Origin of the sequence: Pseudomonas sp. BBP2017, from assembly GCF_003024385.1 — a bacterium.
In the GTDB taxonomy this organism is placed as follows: Bacteria; Pseudomonadota; Gammaproteobacteria; order Pseudomonadales; family Pseudomonadaceae; genus Aquipseudomonas.
In genome coordinates, this window is record NZ_PVZN01000003.1 from 51506 (window position 1) to 71115 (window position 19610).

The following is a 19610-nucleotide window of genomic DNA, read 5'->3' on the forward strand; positions in this document are numbered from 1 at the left end:
TTCTGCGTTCGGCACGGGTCAATCTACGACCGGGCCGGACAAGCGGCCCCCGACTGGTTATCATGGCGGCGATTCTCAGCGGACTGCCCCCATGGTTGATTCTTACGACACCGCCTTCGACGGCGAAAAAAGCAAAACCCAGATCAAGCGCGAGATGCAGGCGCTGGTCGATATGGGCGAGCGCCTCACATTGCTCAAGCCCGACATCCTGGCCAAACTGCCCTTGACCGACGAACTGCGCGCGGCCCTGGAAGAGCACAAGCGCCACACGGCGAACGAGGCCAAAAGGCGTCACAAGTCGTTCATCGGCAAGCTGATGCGTGACCAGGACATCGACGCGATCAACGCGCTTCTTGACCAGCTCGACGCCTCCTCGCGCCAGTACAACGAGCGCTTCCATGGCCTCGAACGCTGGCGCGACCGGCTGATCGACGGCACCGACGAAGTCCTGGAAAAATTCGTCCAGGAATACCCGGAAGCCGATCGCCAGCAGCTGCGCTCGCTGATCCGCCAGGCCCAGCATGAGCTGAAAACCAACAAGCCGCCTAGCGCCAGCCGCAAGATCTTCAAGTACATTCGCACCCTCGACGAGGTTCAACGCGGCCTGCGTTGAGCCCCGCGACCGGGCGGGCACCCTGCCTGCCCGGTTTCAACTTCATGCGCCCGTGCCACCCACGGTGATCGCATCGATCTTCAAGGTCGGCTGGCCCACGCCAACCGGCACTGATTGACCATCCTTGCCACAGGTGCCCACACCACTGTCCAGGGCCAGGTCATTACCGACCATCGACACCCGGCTCATGGCTTCCGGACCGTTGCCGATCAAGGTCGCGCCTTTGACCGGTGCAGTAATTTTGCCGTCTTCGATCAGATAGGCTTCGCTGGTGGAGAAGACAAACTTGCCGCTGGTGATATCCACCTGGCCGCCGCCCAGGTTGGCACAGTAGATACCGCGCTTGACCGACTTGATGATTTCTTCCGGATCGCTTTCCCCGGCACGCATGTAGGTGTTGGTCATGCGCGGCATTGGCAGGTGCGCGTAGGACTCGCGACGCCCGTTGCCGGTAACTGCCATGCCCATCAGTCGAGCGTTGAGCTTGTCCTGCATGTAGCCTTTGAGAATGCCGTTCTCGATCAGCGTGGTGCACTCGGTTGGTGTGCCCTCGTCATCCACGCTCAGTGAACCGCGGCGACCTTCCAGGGTGCCATCATCGACGATGGTACACAGGCTCGAGGCAACCTTTTCGCCCATGTGGCCACTGTAGGCCGAGCTACCCTTGCGGTTGAAGTCACCTTCCAGGCCATGGCCGACTGCCTCGTGCAGCAACACGCCGGACCAACCCGAGCCGAGGACCACCGGCAAAGTGCCGGCCGGCGCCGGAATCGCTTCCAGATTGACCAAAGCCTGACGCAGGGCCTCACGGGCAAAACCCATGACCCGCTCGTCGGTGAAATAGCGATAGTCGGTACGCCCGCCACCGCCATGACCACCGCGCTCACGTCGACCGTTCTGCTCGACGATCACACTGACGTTGAAACGCACCAGCGGACGCACATCCGCGGCCAGGCTGCCATCGGCAGCAGCGATCAGAATGCGCTCCCAGACCCCGGCCATGCTCACCGTAACCTGCTGTATACGCGGGTCAAGCTTGCGCGTGGCGGCATCAACTCGCTTGAGCAGCTCGACCTTCTCGGCACGGCTGATCGCTTCCAGCGGGTTGTCGGTGCCATACAGCTGGGTGACATCCTGACTTTTGAACGCCTGCACACTGCCATTCTGCCCGGCGCGGGAAATCGAGCGGGCGGCACGGGCAGCCAAGGTCAGGGCTTCAAGGTTGATGGCGTTGCTGTAGGCGAAACCGGTTTTCTCACCGGACTGGGCACGTACGCCCACGCCCTGATCGAGATTGAAACTGCCTTCTTTGACGATCCCGTCTTCAAGCGCCCAGGATTCGGAAATCTGCCCCTGGAAATACAGGTCGGCGGCATCGATGCCCGGCCCGGCCAACTCACCCAGCACTGACTGCAGGCTGTCGAGGGTCAACCCGCCCGGCGCCAGCAGATGCTCGCTGACAGTGGATAACATCTCGCTCATAGTCACTCCGAGGTGTGCGCAGGCCGCAAAGCGTCCTGCGAGAAAAAGCGCCGGTGCAAGGCCACCGGCATCCGCGCCCGAATGGACGCCTGTTCGCTGCTGTCGCGTTCGCCCAACAGCACGGCCTCGCCGCTGGCCTGTTCGGCGATAATTCGCCCCCAGGGGTCGACGATCGCCGCATGACCGTAGGTTTCTCGTGGCCCCGGGTGGGTACCGCCCTGCGCGGCGGCCAGGACATAACACTGGGTTTCAATCGCCCGCGCGCGGATCAGCACTTGCCAATGCGCCGCTCCGGTTACGGCGGTGAACGCCGCCGGAGCACTGATCAATTCGGCCCCGGCAGCACGCAAGGCGCTGTACAGTTCAGGAAAGCGCAAGTCATAGCATACGCTCAAGCCCAGACGTCCGACCGGGGTATCGGCAACCACCACCTGACTGCCATGGGCATAGTCATCAGACTCCCGATAACGGCCGCGGTTGTCAGCGACATCGACATCGAACAGGTGCAGCTTGTCGTAACGCGCAACGGTTTCGCCATGCTCATCGATCAACAACGAACAGGCATGGGACTTGGCATCCGGCTGCCCGGCCGGCGGCAAAGGCAAGGTGCCAGCCACCACCCATAACCTGAGGTCGCGGGCGGCCTGTTTCAACCACGGCAGTATCGGCCCCTCGCCCAGCGCCTCGGCGCGACCGATGGCGGCACTGTCGCGACGGCCCATGGCGGCGAAGTTTTCCGGCAACACCGCCAGGCGCGCACCGCCTGCAGCCGCCTGCTCAAGCAAACGCCGAGCCCGCTCCAGGTTGGCCGGGATATCGCTCTGGCTGACCATCTGGATCACTGCTGACTTCATTGGCGCTCCCGAGGCTATTGGTTGAACGGTTTGATAAAGCTGATTTTAGGCTCTTTCCAGGGGCCTTCGACGCGGTAGTACACGCTGGCATAGCGCGCCACGCGATCACCCAGCAGGCGATCAACCAGGAACAAGGCGCCACCGACCGCCGGCGCACCGACAATCAAGGCTGCCAGTGGCAGGTTGTTGGTCACCGGCAAGGTCACCTGCAGTTTCGCGTCAACCCGGTCACGGACCATGTCCAGGGTGCCATCGAGCTCGAAGTTGCTCGAAGGCCCCGTCAGGGTGATCGGTTCGCGCGTTACATACACGCCTTCGCTGGCCACCAGCAAACCCTTGACCCGGTCGTAACTCAGCCCCTTGTCAAACAGGTCGGAGAAGTCCAGGCGCAAACGCCGGCCGATGGAGTTGAAGTTGAGCAGGCCAAACACCCGCAGAGCCTGGGCGCCACCCTCGACTTCAACAAACTGGCCTTTACGCAGGGCGGCATCGAGACTACCGGAGAGCCGCCCAAGGCTGACCCAGGCCGGCGATCCTGGCCAGCGCGCGTCGACATCCAGACGAAAATCGCGGCTGGTGACAGTCGGAGCAAAATTCCACGCTTTGAGCACGTCGGCCAGGTTCTTGCCCTCAAGGCGGCCCTTGTACCAACTGCCACTGGCGCCCGGGATCCCCTCCCAACCGCCTTTGCCATCGATCTGCAGGCCCTTGAGACTGAGGTCCAGGTCATTCAGGGCAATGCCCTTGGCGGTCGATCGCACCTTGACCGCTGCGCTGCCGAGCAAGTCATCACCGCGGTACAACTTGTCGATACTCAGATCAATGGACGGAATCTTGCGCGGATCGATCTTGGCCATCGGGTCGGGCGCATTGGGCACAGTCACCTCGGCCGGATTTTGGGGCGGCAGGTGAATGGTCTGCAGGTTCACCACCAGCGGCGCCCCCTTGGCATCAGGCAGGCGCGCGTTGCCGATGACTTCCTTGCTGTCCAGACGCAACGACCAGTTATTCGGATTACGCACCAAACGTACCACCGCCTGGTTCAACTCAAGGCCGACACCCTTGAGCCGGTTGATGCTCAGGTCGACACCGCGCAACAGCTGGCGTGCACTGCCGCCTGCGTCATTACCGGCCAGACTGTCCATTTGTTGCTGCCAGGGTGCCAGGTCAAGCTCAGCCAGCTTTCCGCGCACCCGCACCCCCGGCGCACTGGGCAATTGCGCGTTGCCACTGCCAAACACCAGCTCGCCACGGCCCTGGTCGAGCTTGTCCATGGGCGCGGCATAGAGCATGTTGGCGACATCGGCGTAGCTGAAGTTGAACCGCCGCTCTGGCCCTTGCAGGGTCATGCCGAACTGGCTGTCGCGGGTTTCCCCGGCCGCCTTGCCGAACGGTGCAGGCAGGTTGATGGCCAGGCCTTTGAGACTGGAGTCGACCCTGAGCTGATTGTCACGGCTGCCCAGGTTCAATCGCAGTTGATACGGCAGCTCTCCAGACAACGGCAAGGCCTGCTTGACCTGCAGCCATTGGGTCAGGGTGGCGAGCGCCACCTGGCCCTTGGCCTGGACCCGCGTTTGCAGCTCACCGGGTTTACCCTCGGCAAAGATCTGCGCGGTGATCAGCTTGTCGAATACCCGAGCGCTGATGTTCTGCCCGCTCAGCCCCTTGCCGTAGTCGAAGCGGAACGCGCCTTTGAGCTGGTTCAGTTCTATCACCGGGGCGGCCATTTTCAATCGCGCATCGTTGGTGTCGAAATCCACCACCACCTGCGGTTGCTGGCCCTTGACCAAGGGAATATCCAGCTTGAGTTTGCCCTTGAGGCTACCCTGGCCTTCCCAGCCCGCGAACATCGCCGCCGTGCCGATCGGCGCTTCCTGGAGAATTTTCAGGCCATCGCCCAGACCACCATCGAATGCCCCATCCAGGTACATATGCGTGTGCTTGCCACTGGCGACGTGGGGAATGTTGACCTGCACATCGCTGACCCGGGTATCCAGCAGTTGTCCGCGCTTGGCATTGACGCGCACCCCATCGTCGTCGATAGACACCTCGCCATCGACCTGCTGCACCTGTGGCCAGCCGGGCTGGAAGTCCAGCGCGGCATCATGGACCTTGAAAAACAGGCTGATGCTGCGCGCCTGTTCAGCTGCACCGTGATTGAGCGAACCCTGGTACTGGAAGTAGCCTTCGTCGACCGCTCCCTTGAGAACCGCGGTGCGCAGCCATTGATCCAGTGCAGGACTGAGGACCTCGGGCAGGTACTTGGCGGTGTAGCGACCATCGCCATCGACCAGGCCGACACGCAAGTCCATGTAGTCTTCACGGGCTTCATCGAACAGCATGCGGATGAGGAAATCACCGGCTATCTTGCCCTCCTCGCCCAACACCTTCAGATAGGGAGCAATGAGGGTGAAGCCTTCGTGGTCGAGGCGCCAGGTCAGGCGCGCATTGGCCTTCTGGTAATTCCAGGGTTTGGCGAAGATAGGGTAGAGATGGAGCATGAAAGCGTCAGTGTCCAGACGCAATTCGCCATGCCCCAGGTCGCCGCTGATGCTACCGCTGACGTTCCCCGCCGCCGGAGCACCGTGATAGGCACTGAAGCCTACCCGCTCGAGATTGGCGGCAAAGCTCAAACGCTGGTCCCCGGTTGCCTTCGGGCGGATATCCAACAGGACATTGCGCAGACTGCCCTTGACCTTCAGCCCCTCGACCACCGCCATGACCTTGTCCGGCAACGGTGCCAGAGACTCAATCAGGGGCGTGAGCGGGGTCAGGTCGAGGCGGTCGGCCTGGATTTTCCAGGTTTCTTCGCCCGCCTCACTGGCAGCGCTCTGATTCAGTTGCAGGTGCGACTCCCAGCGAGTCTTGCCCAGGCTCATGGCCAACGAATCGAGCTGCACATCAAAACCCTGTTCCCGGCGCTGGAACCAGCCATTGAGCGCAAGGTTTTCCACCTTGGCCTCTTTACGACCGGCATAGGCGCCGCTTAATTGCGGTGCATTCAGCCGAACCACGGTGCTCTGCAACTGGCCCTTGCTCCAGTTCAGCCAGAACTCGCCCCCGGCTTTAAGCTCCTTGGCCTGCCATTGCCCCAGCAATCGCGGCGGCAGCCAGCGCGCCCAGTCACTCTGAGGCAAGCTGAGGTAAGCATCGAGCTGACCATCACGCCAATGCGCCGGACGCACACGGCTACGCACGCTCATGGCCACCGGCTGACCGTCAGGCAAGGTCAGGCGCAGGTCCAGACGCTGGCGAATGCTGCCGGTCTGCAAGCCGAGGCTGACATACGTGAGAGTCATCGGATCGCGCTGAAACGGCTCAAGGGTGACCTGACTGTCGAGCACGGTGATCTTCGCCACCGTTTGCATGTGCTCCAGCAACTGCTGCGGATCCAGCGGCTGGTCATCGGTTTTCGGCAGACCGTCGAGGGTCCAGGCGCCTTGCTCATCTTCATGCAGGCTCAGGTGCAAGCCGCCCACTTCCAGGTTGGCCAGGCGCAGCTGACGTTCACGCAGACTGGCCCATAGATCCGGCACCACCTTGACCCCGTCCAGACGCAACGCCGTAACACCCTCGCCCACCTGGATATCGTTGACCACCAGCACCGGCGCCAGGCCACTCCAGTGCCCTTCGAGGCTACCGATGTACACAGGCAGGCCCAAGGCCTGTTCGGCTTTGTCTTCGACTTCAGCGCGGTATTCGGCCACCAGCGGCACCAGTTGCCGGCCCAGGCTGACATACAGCGCGACCAGCACAGCCAGCAAGGCACAGATCCCCAGGCCCCAGCGGGTCATCGCGCCTAGAACGCGGATCAGACGCTCCATGGCAATGGCCCTCCAACTCGAGCCTTAACTATGGCCGTAACCGGGCGCTTTGCCAGCCCTTGCAGCAGCCCGATGCATTCAGACCTCAGAGCAGCACCACATCGTACTGTTCCTGGGAGTACATCGACTCGACCTGAAAACGAATGGTTCGGCCGATGAAACTCTCAAGCTCGGCGACGTTGCCCGACTCTTCATCCAGCAGCCTGTCGACCACTTTCTGGTTGGCCAGCACTCTATAGCCTTCGGCCTGGTAGGCACGGGCTTCGCGCAGAATTTCGCGGAAAATCTCGTAACAAACTGTCTCCGGGGTTTTCAGCTTGCCGCGCCCCTGGCAGCACAGGCAGGGCTCGCACAGCACCTGCTCAAGGCTTTCACGGGTGCGCTTGCGCGTCATCTGCACCAGGCCGAGCTCAGTAATACCGATGATGTTGGTCTTGGCGTGGTCGCGTTCAAGCTGCTTTTCCAGGGTGCGCAGCACCTGGCGCTGGTGCTCCTCATCTTCCATGTCGATGAAGTCGATGATGATGATGCCGCCGATATTGCGCAGGCGCAGCTGCCGGGCAATGGCGGTGGCCGCCTCCAGGTTGGTCTTGAAGATCGTCTCTTCCAGGTTGCGGTGACCAACAAATGCCCCGGTGTTGACGTCGATGGTCGTCATCGCTTCGGCCGGATCGACCACCAGGTAGCCGCCGGATTTGAGTGGCACCTTGCGGTCCAGCGCGCGCTGGATCTCGTCTTCGACGCCATACAGATCAAAGATCGGCCGTTCGCCCGGATAGTGCTCAAGACGGTCGGCAATTTCCGGCATCAGTTCGCCGACGAACTGCGTGGTTTTCTGGAAGGTTTCCCGCGAGTCGATGCGGATCTTCTCGATTTTCGGGTTGACCAGATCGCGCAGGGTGCGCAAGGCCAGGCCCAGGTCCTCATAGATTTCCGTTGGCGCGCCGACCGTCTTGATCTGCGCACCGATCTGATCCCAGAGCCTGCGCAGGTAGCGGATGTCCATTAGGATTTCATCGGCGCCCGCCCCCTCGGCCGCCGTACGCAGGATAAAACCGCCGGCATCCTGGATATTTTCCTGGGCGACGCAGTCGGTCACCACCTGTTTGAGGCGCTCTCGTTCAGCTTCGTCTTCGATCTTCAGGGAAATACCGACATGACTGGTGCGCGGCATGTACACCAGGTAACGCGAAGGAATTGACAATTGGGTCGTCAGCCGCGCGCCTTTTGAGCCGATCGGGTCTTTGGTGACCTGCACCACCAGGCTCTGGCCTTCATGCACCAGCGCACTGATGCTTTCCACCGACGAGCCTTCACGCAGGGAGATTTCCGAGGCGTGGATAAAAGCGGCACGATCCAGGCCGATATCGACGAACGCCGCCTGCATCCCAGGCAACACGCGAACCACTTTACCTTTGTAAATATTGCCAACAATGCCGCGCCGTTGGGTGCGCTCAACATGCACTTCCTGAAGAACACCGTTCTCCACCACCGCCACGCGTGATTCCATCGGTGTGATATTGATCAGAATCTCTTCACTCATGGCAGGCTCTCGTCAAAGGACTTCAGTAATGATGGATCGCTTGTGGACGACTGGCTAGCAGCAGTCTTGTCCTGTCCTCGCTCAACGGGCCGACAACGGTTGCCAACAGGGAATGGCGAATTGTCCAAGCAGCTCGGCGGTTTCACTCAGCGGCAAGCCCACCACTGCCGAATAGCTGCCTTCGATGCGCTGCACGAACACCGCGCCCAGGCCCTGGATGGCATAGGCCCCGGCTTTGTCCAGCGGCTCGCCGCTGGCCCAGTAGGCGTCAGCTTCTTGGCAGGAAATCGGGCGAAAACACACCTGGCTGGTGACACACACGCTCAGGCAACGCTGCTGATCGGCGACTGCAACGGCCGTCAGTACCTGATGCTCGCGACCCGACAGCGCGGCAAGCATGGCCAGGGCATCATCGCGATCAACGGGTTTGCCCAGGATCTGCCCATTGAGTACCACTGCGGTGTCCGCGCCGAGCACCGCCAGGGCAGCATTCGCAGCAAGCGGCAGCAGCGCAGCCAGTCCGGCGCAGGCCTTGGCCCGCGCCAGGCGCTCGACGTAAGCCGGCGCAGCCTCATTCGGCAGCGGGCTTTCGTCGACCGAAGCACTGAGCGGGGTGAAAGGAATGCCAATCTGGGTCAGCAATTCCCGGCGGCGGGGTGAACCAGAGGCCAGGTACAGCGGGATCATCGTGACTTCTCCCTGTCAACGTCGGGAAGCGGGCTCAGTTGATGCTCAGACGCAAACGCAGCCCACGCAGGGCAAAACTGATCCACGGCCAGAGCAAGGCGCTGATGACTGCGGACCAGATCAGTGCCAGGGTCGGCAGGCGGTTGCCGGTCAGCGCACTGAGCCACAGTTGCACCAGCTGGGCCAAGCCGAAAATCACCAGGATGACCAGGCTTTGCTGCCACATCGGGAACATCCGCAGGCGTTGTTGCAAGGTCAGCACCAGGAAGGTAATCAGGGTCAGCACCAGGGCGTTCTGTCCAAGCAACGTGCCGTACAGCACGTCCTCGGCCAGACCCAGAACAAACGCCGTGGTCATGCCGACCTTGTGCGGCAGGGCCAATGTCCAGAATGCCAGGAGCAGGGCCAGCCACATGGGCCGGAAGACTTCCATGAACTGCGGCAATGGCGAAACGCTGAGCAGCAGGCCAAGCGCGAACGTCAGCCAGATCACCCAGCCATTGCGACTGCGAGTACTCACCATCAGTGTCTCTCCCGGGAAGGCGTCGAGGCAGCGCCGCTGGCGGCAGCCGGAGCTGGCGCCGGGGCTGCAGGCGCTACGACGGGTACCGCATTGGCAGGTGTCGCCGGAGCCGTTACGGGCGTTGGAGCTGGAGTCGGATCGGGCGTGACGGCAGTCGCGCCAGGCTGCGCTGCTTCGGCATTGCCAGGCAAGCCCTGACGATCAGCGGCCTCCTGGGCCATGGCCGCATCGGTGGCACGCTGCTCGGGGGTACGGCTGTCGGTAAACACCAGCAACAGGTAGCGGCTGCGGTTGAGGGCTGCAGTCGGAATCGCGCGAACAATGGCGAACGGCTGGCCGGAATCGTGAATCACTTCGTTTACCGTGGCCACCGGGTAGCCGGCCGGAAAGCGCTGCCCCAGCCCCGAACTAACCAGCAAGTCGCCTTCCTTGATATCCGCAGTATCAGCAACATGGCGCAGTTCCAGGCGCTCCGGGTTACCGGTACCACTGGCAATCGCCCGCAGACCGTTGCGGTTGACCTGCACCGGAATACTGTGAGTGGTGTCGGTCAGTAGCAGAACCCGCGCGGTATAAGGCATCAGCTCGACCACCTGGCCCATCAGACCACGGGCATCGAGTACCGGCTGGCCAAGCACCACGCCATCGCGCTCGCCCTTGTTGATCAGGATGCGATGGGTGAACGGATTGGGGTCGACACCGATCAGCTCGGCGACCTCGACCTTCTCATTGACCAATGCCGACGAATTGAGCAGCTCGCGCAGGCGTACGTTCTGTTCGGTCAGGGCCGCCAGTTTCTGAACGCGCCCTTGCATCAGCAAGGCTTCAGTCTTGAGTTTTTCGTTCTCGGCGATCAGCTCGGTACGACTGCCGAACTGGCTGGCGAAACCCTGCCACAGACTCTGCGGCAAGTCGGTGATGTGATAGGACTCCATCAGCACCAGCCCCATCTGGCTGCGCACCGGCTTGAGCAGAGTGAAGCGCGCATCGACCACCATCAGGGTGATCGCCAGCACAACCAGCACGAGCACGCGCACACCCAGCGAAGGGCCCTTGGCGAAAAGCGGTTTAATAAGCCGCTCCTCGTGGACGACGATTCAAGAGGTCATTCATACGGCAACGCACCGGCCTGCTTGTGGATTGACGGAAAATGACGCCCACACGGACGTCAGCCCAGCACATACAGGTAGCACTGTGAGCACTACCTGTAAACCGGGCGGCATGTTTGCTGCAACCAGCTTACTCGCTGGAGAGCAGGTCCATGGTGTGTTTGTCCATCATTTCCAGGGCGCGGCCACCGCCACGGGCAACACAGGTCAGCGGGTCTTCGGCAACGATCACCGGCAGGCCGGTTTCCTGGGCCAGCAGCTTGTCGAGATCGCGCAGCAAGGCGCCACCACCGGTCAGCACCAGGCCACGCTCAGCGATGTCCGAAGCCAGCTCAGGTGGCGATTGCTCCAGGGCACTCTTGACCGCCTGAACGATAGTCGCCAGGGATTCCTGCAGGGCTTCGAGCACTTCGTTGGAGTTGAGGGTGAAGGCACGTGGTACGCCCTCGGCCAAGTTACGGCCGCGAACATCGACTTCACGCACTTCGCCACCTGGGTAGGCGGTACCGATTTCCTGCTTGATGCGCTCGGCGGTGGATTCGCCGATCAGGCTGCCGTAGTTACGACGCACGTAGGTCACGATCGCTTCGTCGAAGCGGTCACCACCGACACGTACGGACTCGGCATAGACTACGCCATTGAGGGAGATCAGCGCGATTTCCGTGGTACCGCCGCCGATATCGACGACCATCGAACCACGGGCTTCCTCGACCGGCAGGCCGGCACCGATAGCGGCAGCCATTGGCTCTTCGATCAGGAACACTTCGCGGGCACCGGCGCCCAGCGCCGATTCGCGAATGGCGCGACGCTCGACCTGGGTCGATTTGCACGGCACACAGATCAGCACGCGCGGACTTGGCTGCAGGAAGCTGTTCTCGTGAACCTTGTTGATGAAGTACTGCAGCATTTTTTCGCAAACGCTGAAGTCGGCGATCACGCCGTCCTTCATCGGACGAATGGCAGCAATGTTGCCGGGCGTACGGCCCAGCATGCGCTTGGCCTCGGTACCTACCGCGACGACACTTTTCTGGTTGCCGTGAGTACGAATGGCCACAACCGAGGGCTCATTCAGGACGATACCGCGCTCACGCACGTAAATAAGGGTGTTGGCAGTGCCCAGGTCGATGGAAAGATCGCTGGAAAACATGCCACGCAGTTTCTTGAACATGGGAAAGTGACCCTAGGCAACGCGTGGGTAAAAAAGTGCGGCAAACTCTAACAACGGCGGGGATTTTGGGCAAGGCGCCAATATGTTAAATTGGCAGTTTTTCCGAGCAAGCCAGCACACAATCGCGGCCTTATGACCGTAAATCTGCCAGCATGTTCCTCATCGCGGACCAAATCCGTTTTTTGTTTCCCCAGGAGATCCCCATGGCGCTTGAACGCTGCGACGTGGAAAAGATCGCCCATCTGGCCCGACTGGGCCTGAATGAAGCCGATCTGCCACGCACTACCGATGCCCTGAACAGTATTCTGGGACTGGTCGACCAGATGCAAGCCGTCGACACCACTGGCATCGAGCCACTGGCGCACCCGCTGGAAGCCAATCAGCGCTTGCGCGCCGACGTGGTAACAGAAAGTAACCATCGAGACAGCTACCAGGCCATCGCCCCGGCGACGGAAAACGGCCTGTACCTGGTTCCGAAAGTCATCGAGTAAGGGAATAGAGCCTGCCATGCATCAACTGACCCTGGCCGAGATCGCCCGCGGACTCGCCGACAAAAAGTTTTCTTCCGAAGAGCTGACCCGCACCCTGCTGGCGCGGATCAACCAGCTCGACCCGCAACTCAACAGCTTCATCAGCGTCACCGAAGAACTGGCCATCAGCCAGGCCCGCGCCGCCGACGCCCGTCGTGCCGCCGGTGAGAACGGCCCCCTGCTCGGCGCTCCGATCGCCCACAAAGACCTGTTCTGCACCCACGGCATCCGTACCAGCTGCGGCTCGAAGATGCTCGACAACTTCAAGGCTCCGTACGACGCAACCGTGGTCAGCAAGCTGGCCGAGGCCGGCACGGTGACCCTGGGCAAGACCAACATGGACGAGTTCGCCATGGGTTCGGCCAACGAATCCAGCCACTACGGTCCGGTGAAGAACCCGTGGAACCTGGAATACGTCCCTGGTGGTTCTTCAGGGGGTTCGGCGGCTGCCGTTGCGGCGCGCCTGTTGCCAGCGGCCACTGCCACCGACACCGGCGGCTCGATCCGCCAGCCGGCGGCACTAACCAGTCTGACCGGGCTGAAACCGACGTATGGCCGGGTTTCGCGCTGGGGCATGATTGCCTACGCGTCGAGCCTCGACCAGGGCGGCCCGCTCGCCCGCACCGCCGAAGACTGCGCCCTGCTGCTGCAGGGCATGGCCGGCTTCGATGCCAAAGACTCCACCTGCATCGATGAGCCGGTGCCGGATTACAGCGCCAGCCTCAACAATTCGCTGCAAGGCTTGCGCATCGGCCTGCCGAAGGAGTACTTCGGTGCCGGCCTCGACCCGCGCATTGCCGACTTGGTCCAGGCCAGCGTCAAGGAACTGGAAAAGCTCGGTGCCGTGGTCAAGGAAATCAGCCTGCCGAACATGCAGCACGCGATTCCGGCCTACTACGTGATCGCCCCGGCTGAAGCTTCGTCCAACCTGTCGCGTTTTGATGGCGTGCGTTTCGGCTACCGCTGCGAGAACCCGGTCGATCTCACCGACCTGTACAAGCGCTCCCGTGGCGAAGGCTTCGGTAGCGAAGTACAACGCCGGATCATGGTCGGTGCCTACGCCCTCTCGGCCGGCTACTACGACGCCTATTACCTGCAGGCGCAGAAAATCCGCCGCCTGATCAAGAACGACTTCATGGCCGCCTTCAACGAGGTCGACGTGATTCTCGGCCCGACCACGCCAAACCTGGCCTGGAAAATCGGCGCCAAGAACAACGACCCGGTCGCAGAGTACCTGGAAGACGTCTACACCATTACCGCCAACCTGGCGGGCCTGCCGGGCCTGTCGATGCCGGCCGGTTTTGTCGAGGGTCTGCCGGTTGGCGTGCAACTGCTCGCCCCGTATTTCCAGGAAGGCCGCCTGCTCAACGTCGCGCACCGCTATCAGCAAGTGACTGACTGGCACACCCGCGCACCTAACGGCTTCTGAGGGATCACCACATGCAATGGGAAGTTGTCATCGGGCTGGAGATTCACACCCAGCTCGCCACCCAGTCGAAGATTTTCTCCGGCAGCGCCACCACGTTCGGTTCCGAGCCGAACACCCAGGCCAGCCTGATCGACTTAGGGATGCCCGGCGTATTGCCGGTGCTCAACCAGGAAGCGGTGCGCATGGCCTGCATGTTCGGTCTGGCGATTGACGCCGAGATCGGCCAGCACAACGTGTTCGCGCGTAAAAACTACTTCTACCCCGACCTACCCAAGGGTTACCAGATCAGCCAGATGGAACTGCCGATCGTCGGCAAGGGCCACCTCGACATCGCCCTCGAAGACGGCACGGTCAAACGCGTCGGCATCACCCGTGCGCACCTGGAAGAAGATGCCGGCAAGAGCCTGCACGAAGACTTCAGCGGCTCCACCGGTATCGACCTGAACCGTGCCGGCACGCCGCTGCTGGAAATCGTTTCCGAGCCGGACATGCGTAACGCCAAGGAAGCCGTGGCCTACGTCAAGGCGATCCACGCTCTGGTGCGCTACCTGGGTATCTGCGACGGCAACATGGCCGAAGGCTCGCTGCGTTGCGACTGTAACGTCTCGGTGCGACCAAAAGGCCAGGTTGAGTTCGGTACCCGCTGCGAGATCAAGAACGTCAACTCGTTCCGCTTCATCGAGCGCGCGATCAACAGCGAAATCCAGCGTCAGATCGAGCTGATCGAAGATGGCGGCAAGGTCGTCCAGGAAACCCGCCTGTACGACCCGAACAAGGACGAGACGCGCTCGATGCGCAGCAAAGAGGAAGCCAACGATTACCGTTACTTCCCCGATCCGGACCTGCTGCCGGTGGTGATCGAAGCCGCTTACCTCGACACCATCCGCGCCACCCTGCCGGAGCTGCCACCGCAGAAGCGCGAGCGCTTCCAGAGCCAGTTCAACCTGTCGGCCTATGACGCCAACGTGCTGGCCTCCAGCCGTGAGCAGGCCGATTACTTCGAAGAAGTGGTCGGTGTGTGTGGCGATGCCAAGCTGGCAGCCAACTGGGTCATGGTCGAGTTGGGCAGCCTGCTCAACAAGCTGGGCCTGGAAATCGACCAGTCGCCAGTCAGCGCAGCGCACTTGGGCGGCATGCTCAAGCGCATCCTCGACAACACCATCAGTGGCAAGATCGCCAAGGTGGTGTTCGAGAAGATGGCAGCCGGCGAAGGCGATGCTGACCAGATCATCGAGGCCGAAGGACTGAAACAGGTGACTGACAGCGGTGCGATCGAGAAGGTCCTGGACGAAATGCTCGCGGCCAACGCCGAGCAGGTCGAGCAGTACCGCGCCGCCGATGAGGCCAAGCGTGGCAAGATGTTCGGTTTCTTCGTCGGCCAGGCCATGAAAGCCTCCAAGGGCAAAGCCAACCCGCAACAAGTGAACCAATTGCTCAAGAGCAAGCTCGAAGGGTAATTCGCAAATCGCCTGTAGGAGCCGGCAACGTCGGCTCCTACAGGCGATAGCCCCACCTCGGAGCATCTACCCCCATGTGGCGTCCCCTCAGCGCACTCGCGCTCTTTACCCTGCTGGCCGGCTGCGCCAGTCACGATATCGATCCTCGCGGCTACGACAAGTCCGGTACCGCCTCCTATTACGGCTCCCGTCACCACGGCAAACGTACTGCCAGTGGCGAGCCCTTCAATCAAAATGCCATGACCGCTGCCCATCGCAGCCTGCCCTTCGGCACCCGGGTCAAGGTCACCAACCTGAACAACGACCGTAGTGTGGTGGTGCGCGTCAACGACCGTGGTCCGCACACCCGCGGCCGCTTGATTGACCTATCCCGCGCTGCCGCAGAAAAACTGGGCATGATCCGTAGCGGAACGGCGCGCGTACGGGTACAAAGTCTCAGCGACTGACCCTGCAACGGAGCACGACCATTTTCGACCTGGCCGCCTTACCCACCTTCAGCCTGCTGCAACTGGCCTTTGGCTTGCTGCTGCTCGTCATCGGCGCCGAGCTTCTGGTGCGCTCCGCCCTGCGCGTAGCGTCCAGTCTGCAGGTCCGGCCACTGATCATCGGCTTGAGCCTGGTGGCCTTCGGCAGCAGCGCGCCGCAGCTGACTGTCAGCCTGCAAGCTGCCTACACCGGCGCCCCGGATGTAGCGGTGGGTAGCGTGATTGGCAGTAACATTTTCAACATATTGGTCACCCTCGGCCTGGCCGCTCTGATCATTCCATTGCGTGTCTCGCGCCAGCTGGTGCGCCTGGATATTCCGCTGATGATCGCTGCCAGCCTGCTGGTCTACCTGCTGGCGTTCAACGAACTGCTTGGCCGCCTGGAAGGCGCGTTGCTGCTGCTCGGTCTTTTCGCCTACCTGGCAATCCTCTGGCACCAGTCACGTCACTACGCCCGCACCTTCCCTGCTCCCGGCCCACGACCACAACAAGGCAGCGGATTCTGGATCACCAGCCTGCTGCTGATGCTGGCCGGATTGGGCTTGCTGAGCGTGGCCGGACACCTGCTGCTTGAGGCTGCTGTCGAAGTGGCCAGCGACCTGGGCCTGTCTGAACGGGTCATCGGCCTGACAGTGGTCGCGGTCTGTACTTCGCTGCCGGAACTGGCCACCTCATTGATTGCCGCCCTGCGCGGCGAACGCGAGATCGCCGTGGGCAACGTCATCGGCAGCAATCTGTTCAACCTGCTGGCCGTACTCGGCTTGACTGCCCTGGTGGCGCCAGAGCCATTGTCGATCTCGCCCAACGCCCTGGATTTCGACCTGCCGGTGATGCTCGGTGTCGCCGCCTTGAGCCTGCCGGTGTTCTACTCCGGCTACCGCGTCACCCGCGCCGAAGGTCTGGTGTTTCTTGGCTTGTACCTGGCTTATGGTCTGCATGTGGTGGCCTTCACCACTGGCATGCCGCTGGCCACCCGCCTGGAAAAACTGATGCTGTTCTATGCACTGCCAGTGCTCGGGGCGTTGCTGCTGTTTACGACCCTTCGCGCCTGGCGCCGCCAACACTAAGGAAAACAATATGGGCGACACTAGCAAAACCGGCGAACAGGTCCGCCGCCAGGTCATGGGCGATGCGTTTGTCGATCGCGCACTGGGAAATGCCACCGAGTTCACTCAGCCGCTGCAGGACTTCGTCAACGAACATGCCTGGGGCAGTGTCTGGAGCCGTGAAGGCTTACCGCTGAAAACCCGCAGCCTGATCACCCTGGCCGCACTGACCGCGCTCAAGTGCCCACAGGAACTCAAGGGCCACGTCCGTGGCGCCTTGAACAATGGCTGCAGTGTCGAAGAGATTCGCGAAGCACTACTGCATTGCGCAGTGTATGCCGGGGTCCCAGCGGCCATCGATGCGTTTCGCGCCGCCCAGGAAGTGATCGACAGCTACCAGCAGAGCTGATCGATCACTCTCGCACGGGCCGTCAGTCGGCAGCGATGGCGGCCTTGTGGCCCTTTTTCTTCAGCCAGTAAGCCATGCCCAGCACGGCTAGCCACACTGGAATCAACAGCACCGAAATGCGAATGCCCGGCGTCAGGTACATGATGACCAGAATCAGCGTGAGGAAGGCCAGGCAGACATAGTTGGTCAGCGGGTAGCCCCAGCTTTTGTAGAATGTCGTCTCGCCAGCCGCTTGCTTGGCGCGGCGGAATTTCAGGTGGGTGATGCTGATGATGCCCCAGTTGATCACCAGCGACGACACCACCAGCGCCATCAACAAACCAAAGGCTTCAGCCGGCATCAGGTAGTTGATCAACACGCACAACCCGGTCGCCAGCGCCGAGATTCCCAGGGCCGCCAGCGGTACACCGCGGTCGTTGACCTTGAGCAGACGCTTGGGCGCATCCCCCTGCACTGCCAGACCGAAGAGCATGCGGCTGTTGCAATACACGCAGCTGTTGTAGACCGACAATGCCGCCGTCAGCACCACCAGATTGAGGATGGTGGCCACCAGATTGCTGTCCAGGGCATGGAAAATCATTACGAACGGGCTACCACCCTGCACCACTTTCTGCCACGGATACAGCGACAGCAGCACTGCCAGAGCACCAATGTAAAAAATCAGAATGCGGTAGATCACCTGATTGGTGGCGCGTGGAATGCTGTACTTGGGGTTGTCGGCTTCGGCGGCAGTGATCCCCACCAGCTCCAGGCCGCCAAAGGAAAACATGATCACCGCCAGCGCCATCATCAGGCCGCTGATGCCGTTGGGGAAGAAGCCGCCGTATTGCCACAAGTTGGCCACGCTGGCATCGGGCCCACCGTTACCGCTGATCAACAGGTAGCCACCAAAGGCAATCATGCTGATGATGGCAACCACCTTGATCAGGGCAAACCAGAACTCCATCTCGCCGTAGACTTTCACCTGGCTGAGGTTGATCAGGTTGATCACGGCGAAGAAAATGGCCGCTGTGGCCCAGGTTGGGAAGCCGGGCCACCAGTACTGGATATAGATCCCCACGGCAGTGAGCTCGGCCATGCCGACCAGCACATACAGCACCCAATAGTTCCAGCCGGACATGAACCCGGCAAATTCGCTCCAGTAGCGGTGGGCAAAATGACTGAAAGTGCCGGACACCGGCTCTTCGACCACCATCTCACCCAACTGGCGCATGATGAAAAAGGCAATCAGGCCGGCAATGGCATAGCCCAGCAGCACGGACGGGCCGGCCAGCTGGATGGTCTGGGCAATACCGAGGAACAGTCCGGTGCCAATCGCGCCACCCAGCGCAATCAGCTGGATGTGGCGATTCTTCAGCCCGCGGTGCAACCGCTCTGGGGTGATTTCATCTTGCATGAAGTGTCCTCGGAGGTAGGAGGCAGTGTTGGAATTATTTTCTACAGAATCTAGATCCAACCGCCCCACTGCAAGAAAAAGATACCGATATTGGTGGTAATGGCGGCCATCAGGGTGGTTATGACGATGATCGCCGCCGCCAACTCATGGTTGCCGTTGGTCGACCTGGCCATGACATAGCTGGCCGCCGCCGTCGGGCTACCGAAGTAAAGGAACAAGATACCCAGCTCGGTCCCGCGAAAACCACAGACAAAGGCGCCAAGGGTGGCGAGCAACGGCAGCCAGACCATTTTCAGCAAACTGACACTGACGGCCAACCCGCCACTCTGGCGCAGCGAGGCGAGCGACAAGGTGCCACCAATACAGATCAGCGCCAGCGGCAAAGTCATCTGCGCCAGGTAGTCGCCCGAGGTCAGCAACCAGTTTGGCAGTGCCACCTGTGCGTAGGCCAGCACAGCCGCCAGCAGCACACTGATGATCAGCGGGTTGCGCAGGATGCTCTTGCAGATACTCCAGGGGTCGGACTTGGCGCTTGGGCTGTACACCGCCAGCACCACCACCGACAGCGAGTTGTAGAGCAGGATCACCAGCCCGGCGAGGATCGCCCCCAGCGAAATGCCATAATCGCCATACATGCTTGCAGCCAGCGCCAGACCAATCACCCCATTGTTGCCGCGAAACGCGCCCTGGGTGTAGACCCCGCGGTCTTGTCGCGGGCAGCGCCAGATCGCCAGCCCCCAGGCGAGGCCAAAACCGATCAGGGTAGCGATGGCAAAATAGAGCAGCAGCCCCGGCTTCACGGCTGAAGTCAGATCAGCGTGATAGATCCCCAGGAACAACAACGCCGGCATACAGACGTTGAACACCAGTGCCGAGGCGCTATGGATGAAGCCATCGTTGATCGCGTTGATGCGTTTGAGCAGCACGCCCATGAACAGCATGGCAAACACTGGCGCCGTGATGTTCAGCGTCTGAAGAAAAAGGGCGAGCATGCAGGGCGGTCCCGGTGGCTGTCGTTAGGCGACTAATGATACGCCAGCTCAGGGCTGCAGGTT

17 protein-coding genes are annotated in these 19610 nt (G+C 61.5%); 7 read left to right on the forward strand and 10 right to left on the reverse strand.

The window, feature by feature from the left end; all coding sequences use genetic code 11:
• The first annotated feature begins 91 nt into the window (after window positions 1-91).
• On the forward strand, window positions 92-613 hold the full coding sequence (yjgA, locus tag C6382_RS05730) for a ribosome biogenesis factor YjgA (protein ID WP_107023573.1): 522 nt from the start codon (window positions 92-94) through the stop codon (window positions 611-613).
• Window positions 614-655: 42 nt separating this feature from the next.
• Here the strand turns inward: yjgA and tldD are convergent, their stop codons facing one another.
• From tldD to mreB, 8 genes are all read right to left on the reverse strand, one after another.
• Window positions 656-2095, reverse strand: a complete 1440-nt coding sequence (tldD, locus tag C6382_RS05735) for a metalloprotease TldD (RefSeq protein ID WP_107023574.1) — start codon at window positions 2093-2095, stop codon at window positions 656-658.
• A gap of 2 nt (window positions 2096-2097) precedes the next feature.
• Window positions 2098-2949 carry a carbon-nitrogen hydrolase family protein gene (locus C6382_RS05740; protein WP_107023575.1) on the reverse strand — a complete coding sequence of 284 codons (852 nt, stop codon included), beginning with the start codon at window positions 2947-2949 and terminating at the stop codon, window positions 2098-2100.
• Between the two features lie 14 nt (window positions 2950-2963).
• The gene (locus tag C6382_RS05745; protein WP_107023576.1) at window positions 2964-6773 is read right to left on the reverse strand and encodes a YhdP family protein; all 3810 of its coding nucleotides are present in this window, start codon (window positions 6771-6773) and stop codon (window positions 2964-2966) included.
• Between the two features lie 85 nt (window positions 6774-6858).
• The gene (gene rng, locus C6382_RS05750; RefSeq protein WP_107023577.1) at window positions 6859-8316 is read right to left on the reverse strand and encodes a ribonuclease G; all 1458 of its coding nucleotides are present in this window, start codon (window positions 8314-8316) and stop codon (window positions 6859-6861) included.
• Between the two features lie 81 nt (window positions 8317-8397).
• Complete coding sequence (locus tag C6382_RS05755) at window positions 8398-9003, reverse strand: nucleoside triphosphate pyrophosphatase (protein ID WP_107023578.1); 606 nt, start codon at window positions 9001-9003, stop codon at window positions 8398-8400.
• Between the two features lie 34 nt (window positions 9004-9037).
• Window positions 9038-9526 (reverse strand): rod shape-determining protein MreD, encoded by a 489-nt coding sequence (mreD, locus tag C6382_RS05760; RefSeq protein WP_107023579.1) that lies wholly within the window; start codon window positions 9524-9526, stop codon window positions 9038-9040.
• The gene (mreC, locus tag C6382_RS05765; RefSeq protein WP_371919569.1) at window positions 9526-10563 is read right to left on the reverse strand and encodes a rod shape-determining protein MreC; all 1038 of its coding nucleotides are present in this window, start codon (window positions 10561-10563) and stop codon (window positions 9526-9528) included. The genes mreD and mreC overlap by 1 nt, the downstream gene beginning before the upstream one ends.
• Window positions 10564-10765: 202 nt before the next feature.
• Window positions 10766-11803: a rod shape-determining protein MreB gene (gene mreB, locus C6382_RS05770; protein WP_008371426.1), complete on the reverse strand. Its 1038-nt coding sequence runs from the start codon at window positions 11801-11803 to the stop codon at window positions 10766-10768.
• A gap of 203 nt (window positions 11804-12006) precedes the next feature.
• Here mreB and gatC point away from each other — a divergent pair, with 203 nt between their 5' ends.
• From gatC to C6382_RS05800, 6 genes are all read left to right on the forward strand, one after another.
• The gene (gene gatC, locus C6382_RS05775) at window positions 12007-12294 is read left to right on the forward strand and encodes an Asp-tRNA(Asn)/Glu-tRNA(Gln) amidotransferase subunit GatC (RefSeq protein WP_038614429.1); all 288 of its coding nucleotides are present in this window, start codon (window positions 12007-12009) and stop codon (window positions 12292-12294) included.
• Window positions 12295-12310: 16 nt separating this feature from the next.
• Window positions 12311-13762 carry an Asp-tRNA(Asn)/Glu-tRNA(Gln) amidotransferase subunit GatA gene (gatA, locus tag C6382_RS05780; RefSeq protein ID WP_107023581.1) on the forward strand — a complete coding sequence of 484 codons (1452 nt, stop codon included), beginning with the start codon at window positions 12311-12313 and terminating at the stop codon, window positions 13760-13762.
• Window positions 13763-13773: 11 nt separating this feature from the next.
• Window positions 13774-15219: an Asp-tRNA(Asn)/Glu-tRNA(Gln) amidotransferase subunit GatB gene (gene gatB, locus C6382_RS05785; RefSeq protein ID WP_107023582.1), complete on the forward strand. Its 1446-nt coding sequence runs from the start codon at window positions 13774-13776 to the stop codon at window positions 15217-15219.
• A gap of 74 nt (window positions 15220-15293) precedes the next feature.
• Window positions 15294-15665, forward strand: a complete 372-nt coding sequence (locus C6382_RS05790; RefSeq protein WP_107023583.1) for a septal ring lytic transglycosylase RlpA family protein — start codon at window positions 15294-15296, stop codon at window positions 15663-15665.
• Window positions 15666-15727: 62 nt separating this feature from the next.
• Entirely contained in the window at window positions 15728-16771 is a 1044-nt protein-coding gene (locus C6382_RS05795; protein ID WP_107023584.1) for a calcium/sodium antiporter, read from the forward strand.
• A gap of 10 nt (window positions 16772-16781) precedes the next feature.
• Window positions 16782-17159, forward strand: coding sequence for a carboxymuconolactone decarboxylase family protein (locus tag C6382_RS05800; protein WP_107023585.1), 378 nt, complete (start codon window positions 16782-16784; stop codon window positions 17157-17159).
• A gap of 22 nt (window positions 17160-17181) precedes the next feature.
• On the opposite strand, the gene C6382_RS05805 is transcribed toward C6382_RS05800, so the two are convergent.
• Both C6382_RS05805 and C6382_RS05810 read right to left on the reverse strand, forming a co-directional pair.
• On the reverse strand, window positions 17182-18555 hold the full coding sequence (locus tag C6382_RS05805; protein ID WP_107023586.1) for an amino acid permease: 1374 nt from the start codon (window positions 18553-18555) through the stop codon (window positions 17182-17184).
• A 50-nt stretch (window positions 18556-18605) separates the two neighbouring features.
• The gene (locus C6382_RS05810; RefSeq protein WP_107023587.1) at window positions 18606-19547 is read right to left on the reverse strand and encodes an AEC family transporter; all 942 of its coding nucleotides are present in this window, start codon (window positions 19545-19547) and stop codon (window positions 18606-18608) included.
• Between the last annotated feature and the right edge of the window lie 63 nt (window positions 19548-19610).

Excerpts from the sequence above, each read along its gene's own strand:
- C6382_RS05810 (WP_107023587.1), bottom strand. The coding sequence starts at position 19,547 with ATGCTCGCCCTTTTTCTTCAGACGCTGAACATCACGGCGCCAGTGTTT.
- C6382_RS05800 (WP_107023585.1), top strand. The coding sequence starts at position 16,782 with ATGGGCGACACTAGCAAAACCGGCGAACAGGTCCGCCGCCAGGTCATG.
- gatB (WP_107023582.1), top strand. The coding sequence starts at position 13,774 with ATGCAATGGGAAGTTGTCATCGGGCTGGAGATTCACACCCAGCTCGCC.
- C6382_RS05745 (WP_107023576.1), bottom strand. The coding sequence starts at position 6,773 with ATGGAGCGTCTGATCCGCGTTCTAGGCGCGATGACCCGCTGGGGCCTG.
- gatC (WP_038614429.1), top strand. The coding sequence starts at position 12,007 with ATGGCGCTTGAACGCTGCGACGTGGAAAAGATCGCCCATCTGGCCCGA.
- C6382_RS05755 (WP_107023578.1), bottom strand. The coding sequence starts at position 9,003 with ATGATCCCGCTGTACCTGGCCTCTGGTTCACCCCGCCGCCGGGAATTG.
- mreB (WP_008371426.1), bottom strand. The coding sequence starts at position 11,803 with ATGTTCAAGAAACTGCGTGGCATGTTTTCCAGCGATCTTTCCATCGAC.
- rng (WP_107023577.1), bottom strand. The coding sequence starts at position 8,316 with ATGAGTGAAGAGATTCTGATCAATATCACACCGATGGAATCACGCGTG.
- tldD (WP_107023574.1), bottom strand. The coding sequence starts at position 2,095 with ATGAGCGAGATGTTATCCACTGTCAGCGAGCATCTGCTGGCGCCGGGC.
- C6382_RS05740 (WP_107023575.1), bottom strand. The coding sequence starts at position 2,949 with ATGAAGTCAGCAGTGATCCAGATGGTCAGCCAGAGCGATATCCCGGCC.
- C6382_RS05790 (WP_107023583.1), top strand. The coding sequence starts at position 15,294 with ATGTGGCGTCCCCTCAGCGCACTCGCGCTCTTTACCCTGCTGGCCGGC.
- yjgA (WP_107023573.1), top strand. The coding sequence starts at position 92 with ATGGTTGATTCTTACGACACCGCCTTCGACGGCGAAAAAAGCAAAACC.
- gatA (WP_107023581.1), top strand. The coding sequence starts at position 12,311 with ATGCATCAACTGACCCTGGCCGAGATCGCCCGCGGACTCGCCGACAAA.
- C6382_RS05805 (WP_107023586.1), bottom strand. The coding sequence starts at position 18,555 with ATGCAAGATGAAATCACCCCAGAGCGGTTGCACCGCGGGCTGAAGAAT.
- mreD (WP_107023579.1), bottom strand. The coding sequence starts at position 9,526 with ATGGTGAGTACTCGCAGTCGCAATGGCTGGGTGATCTGGCTGACGTTC.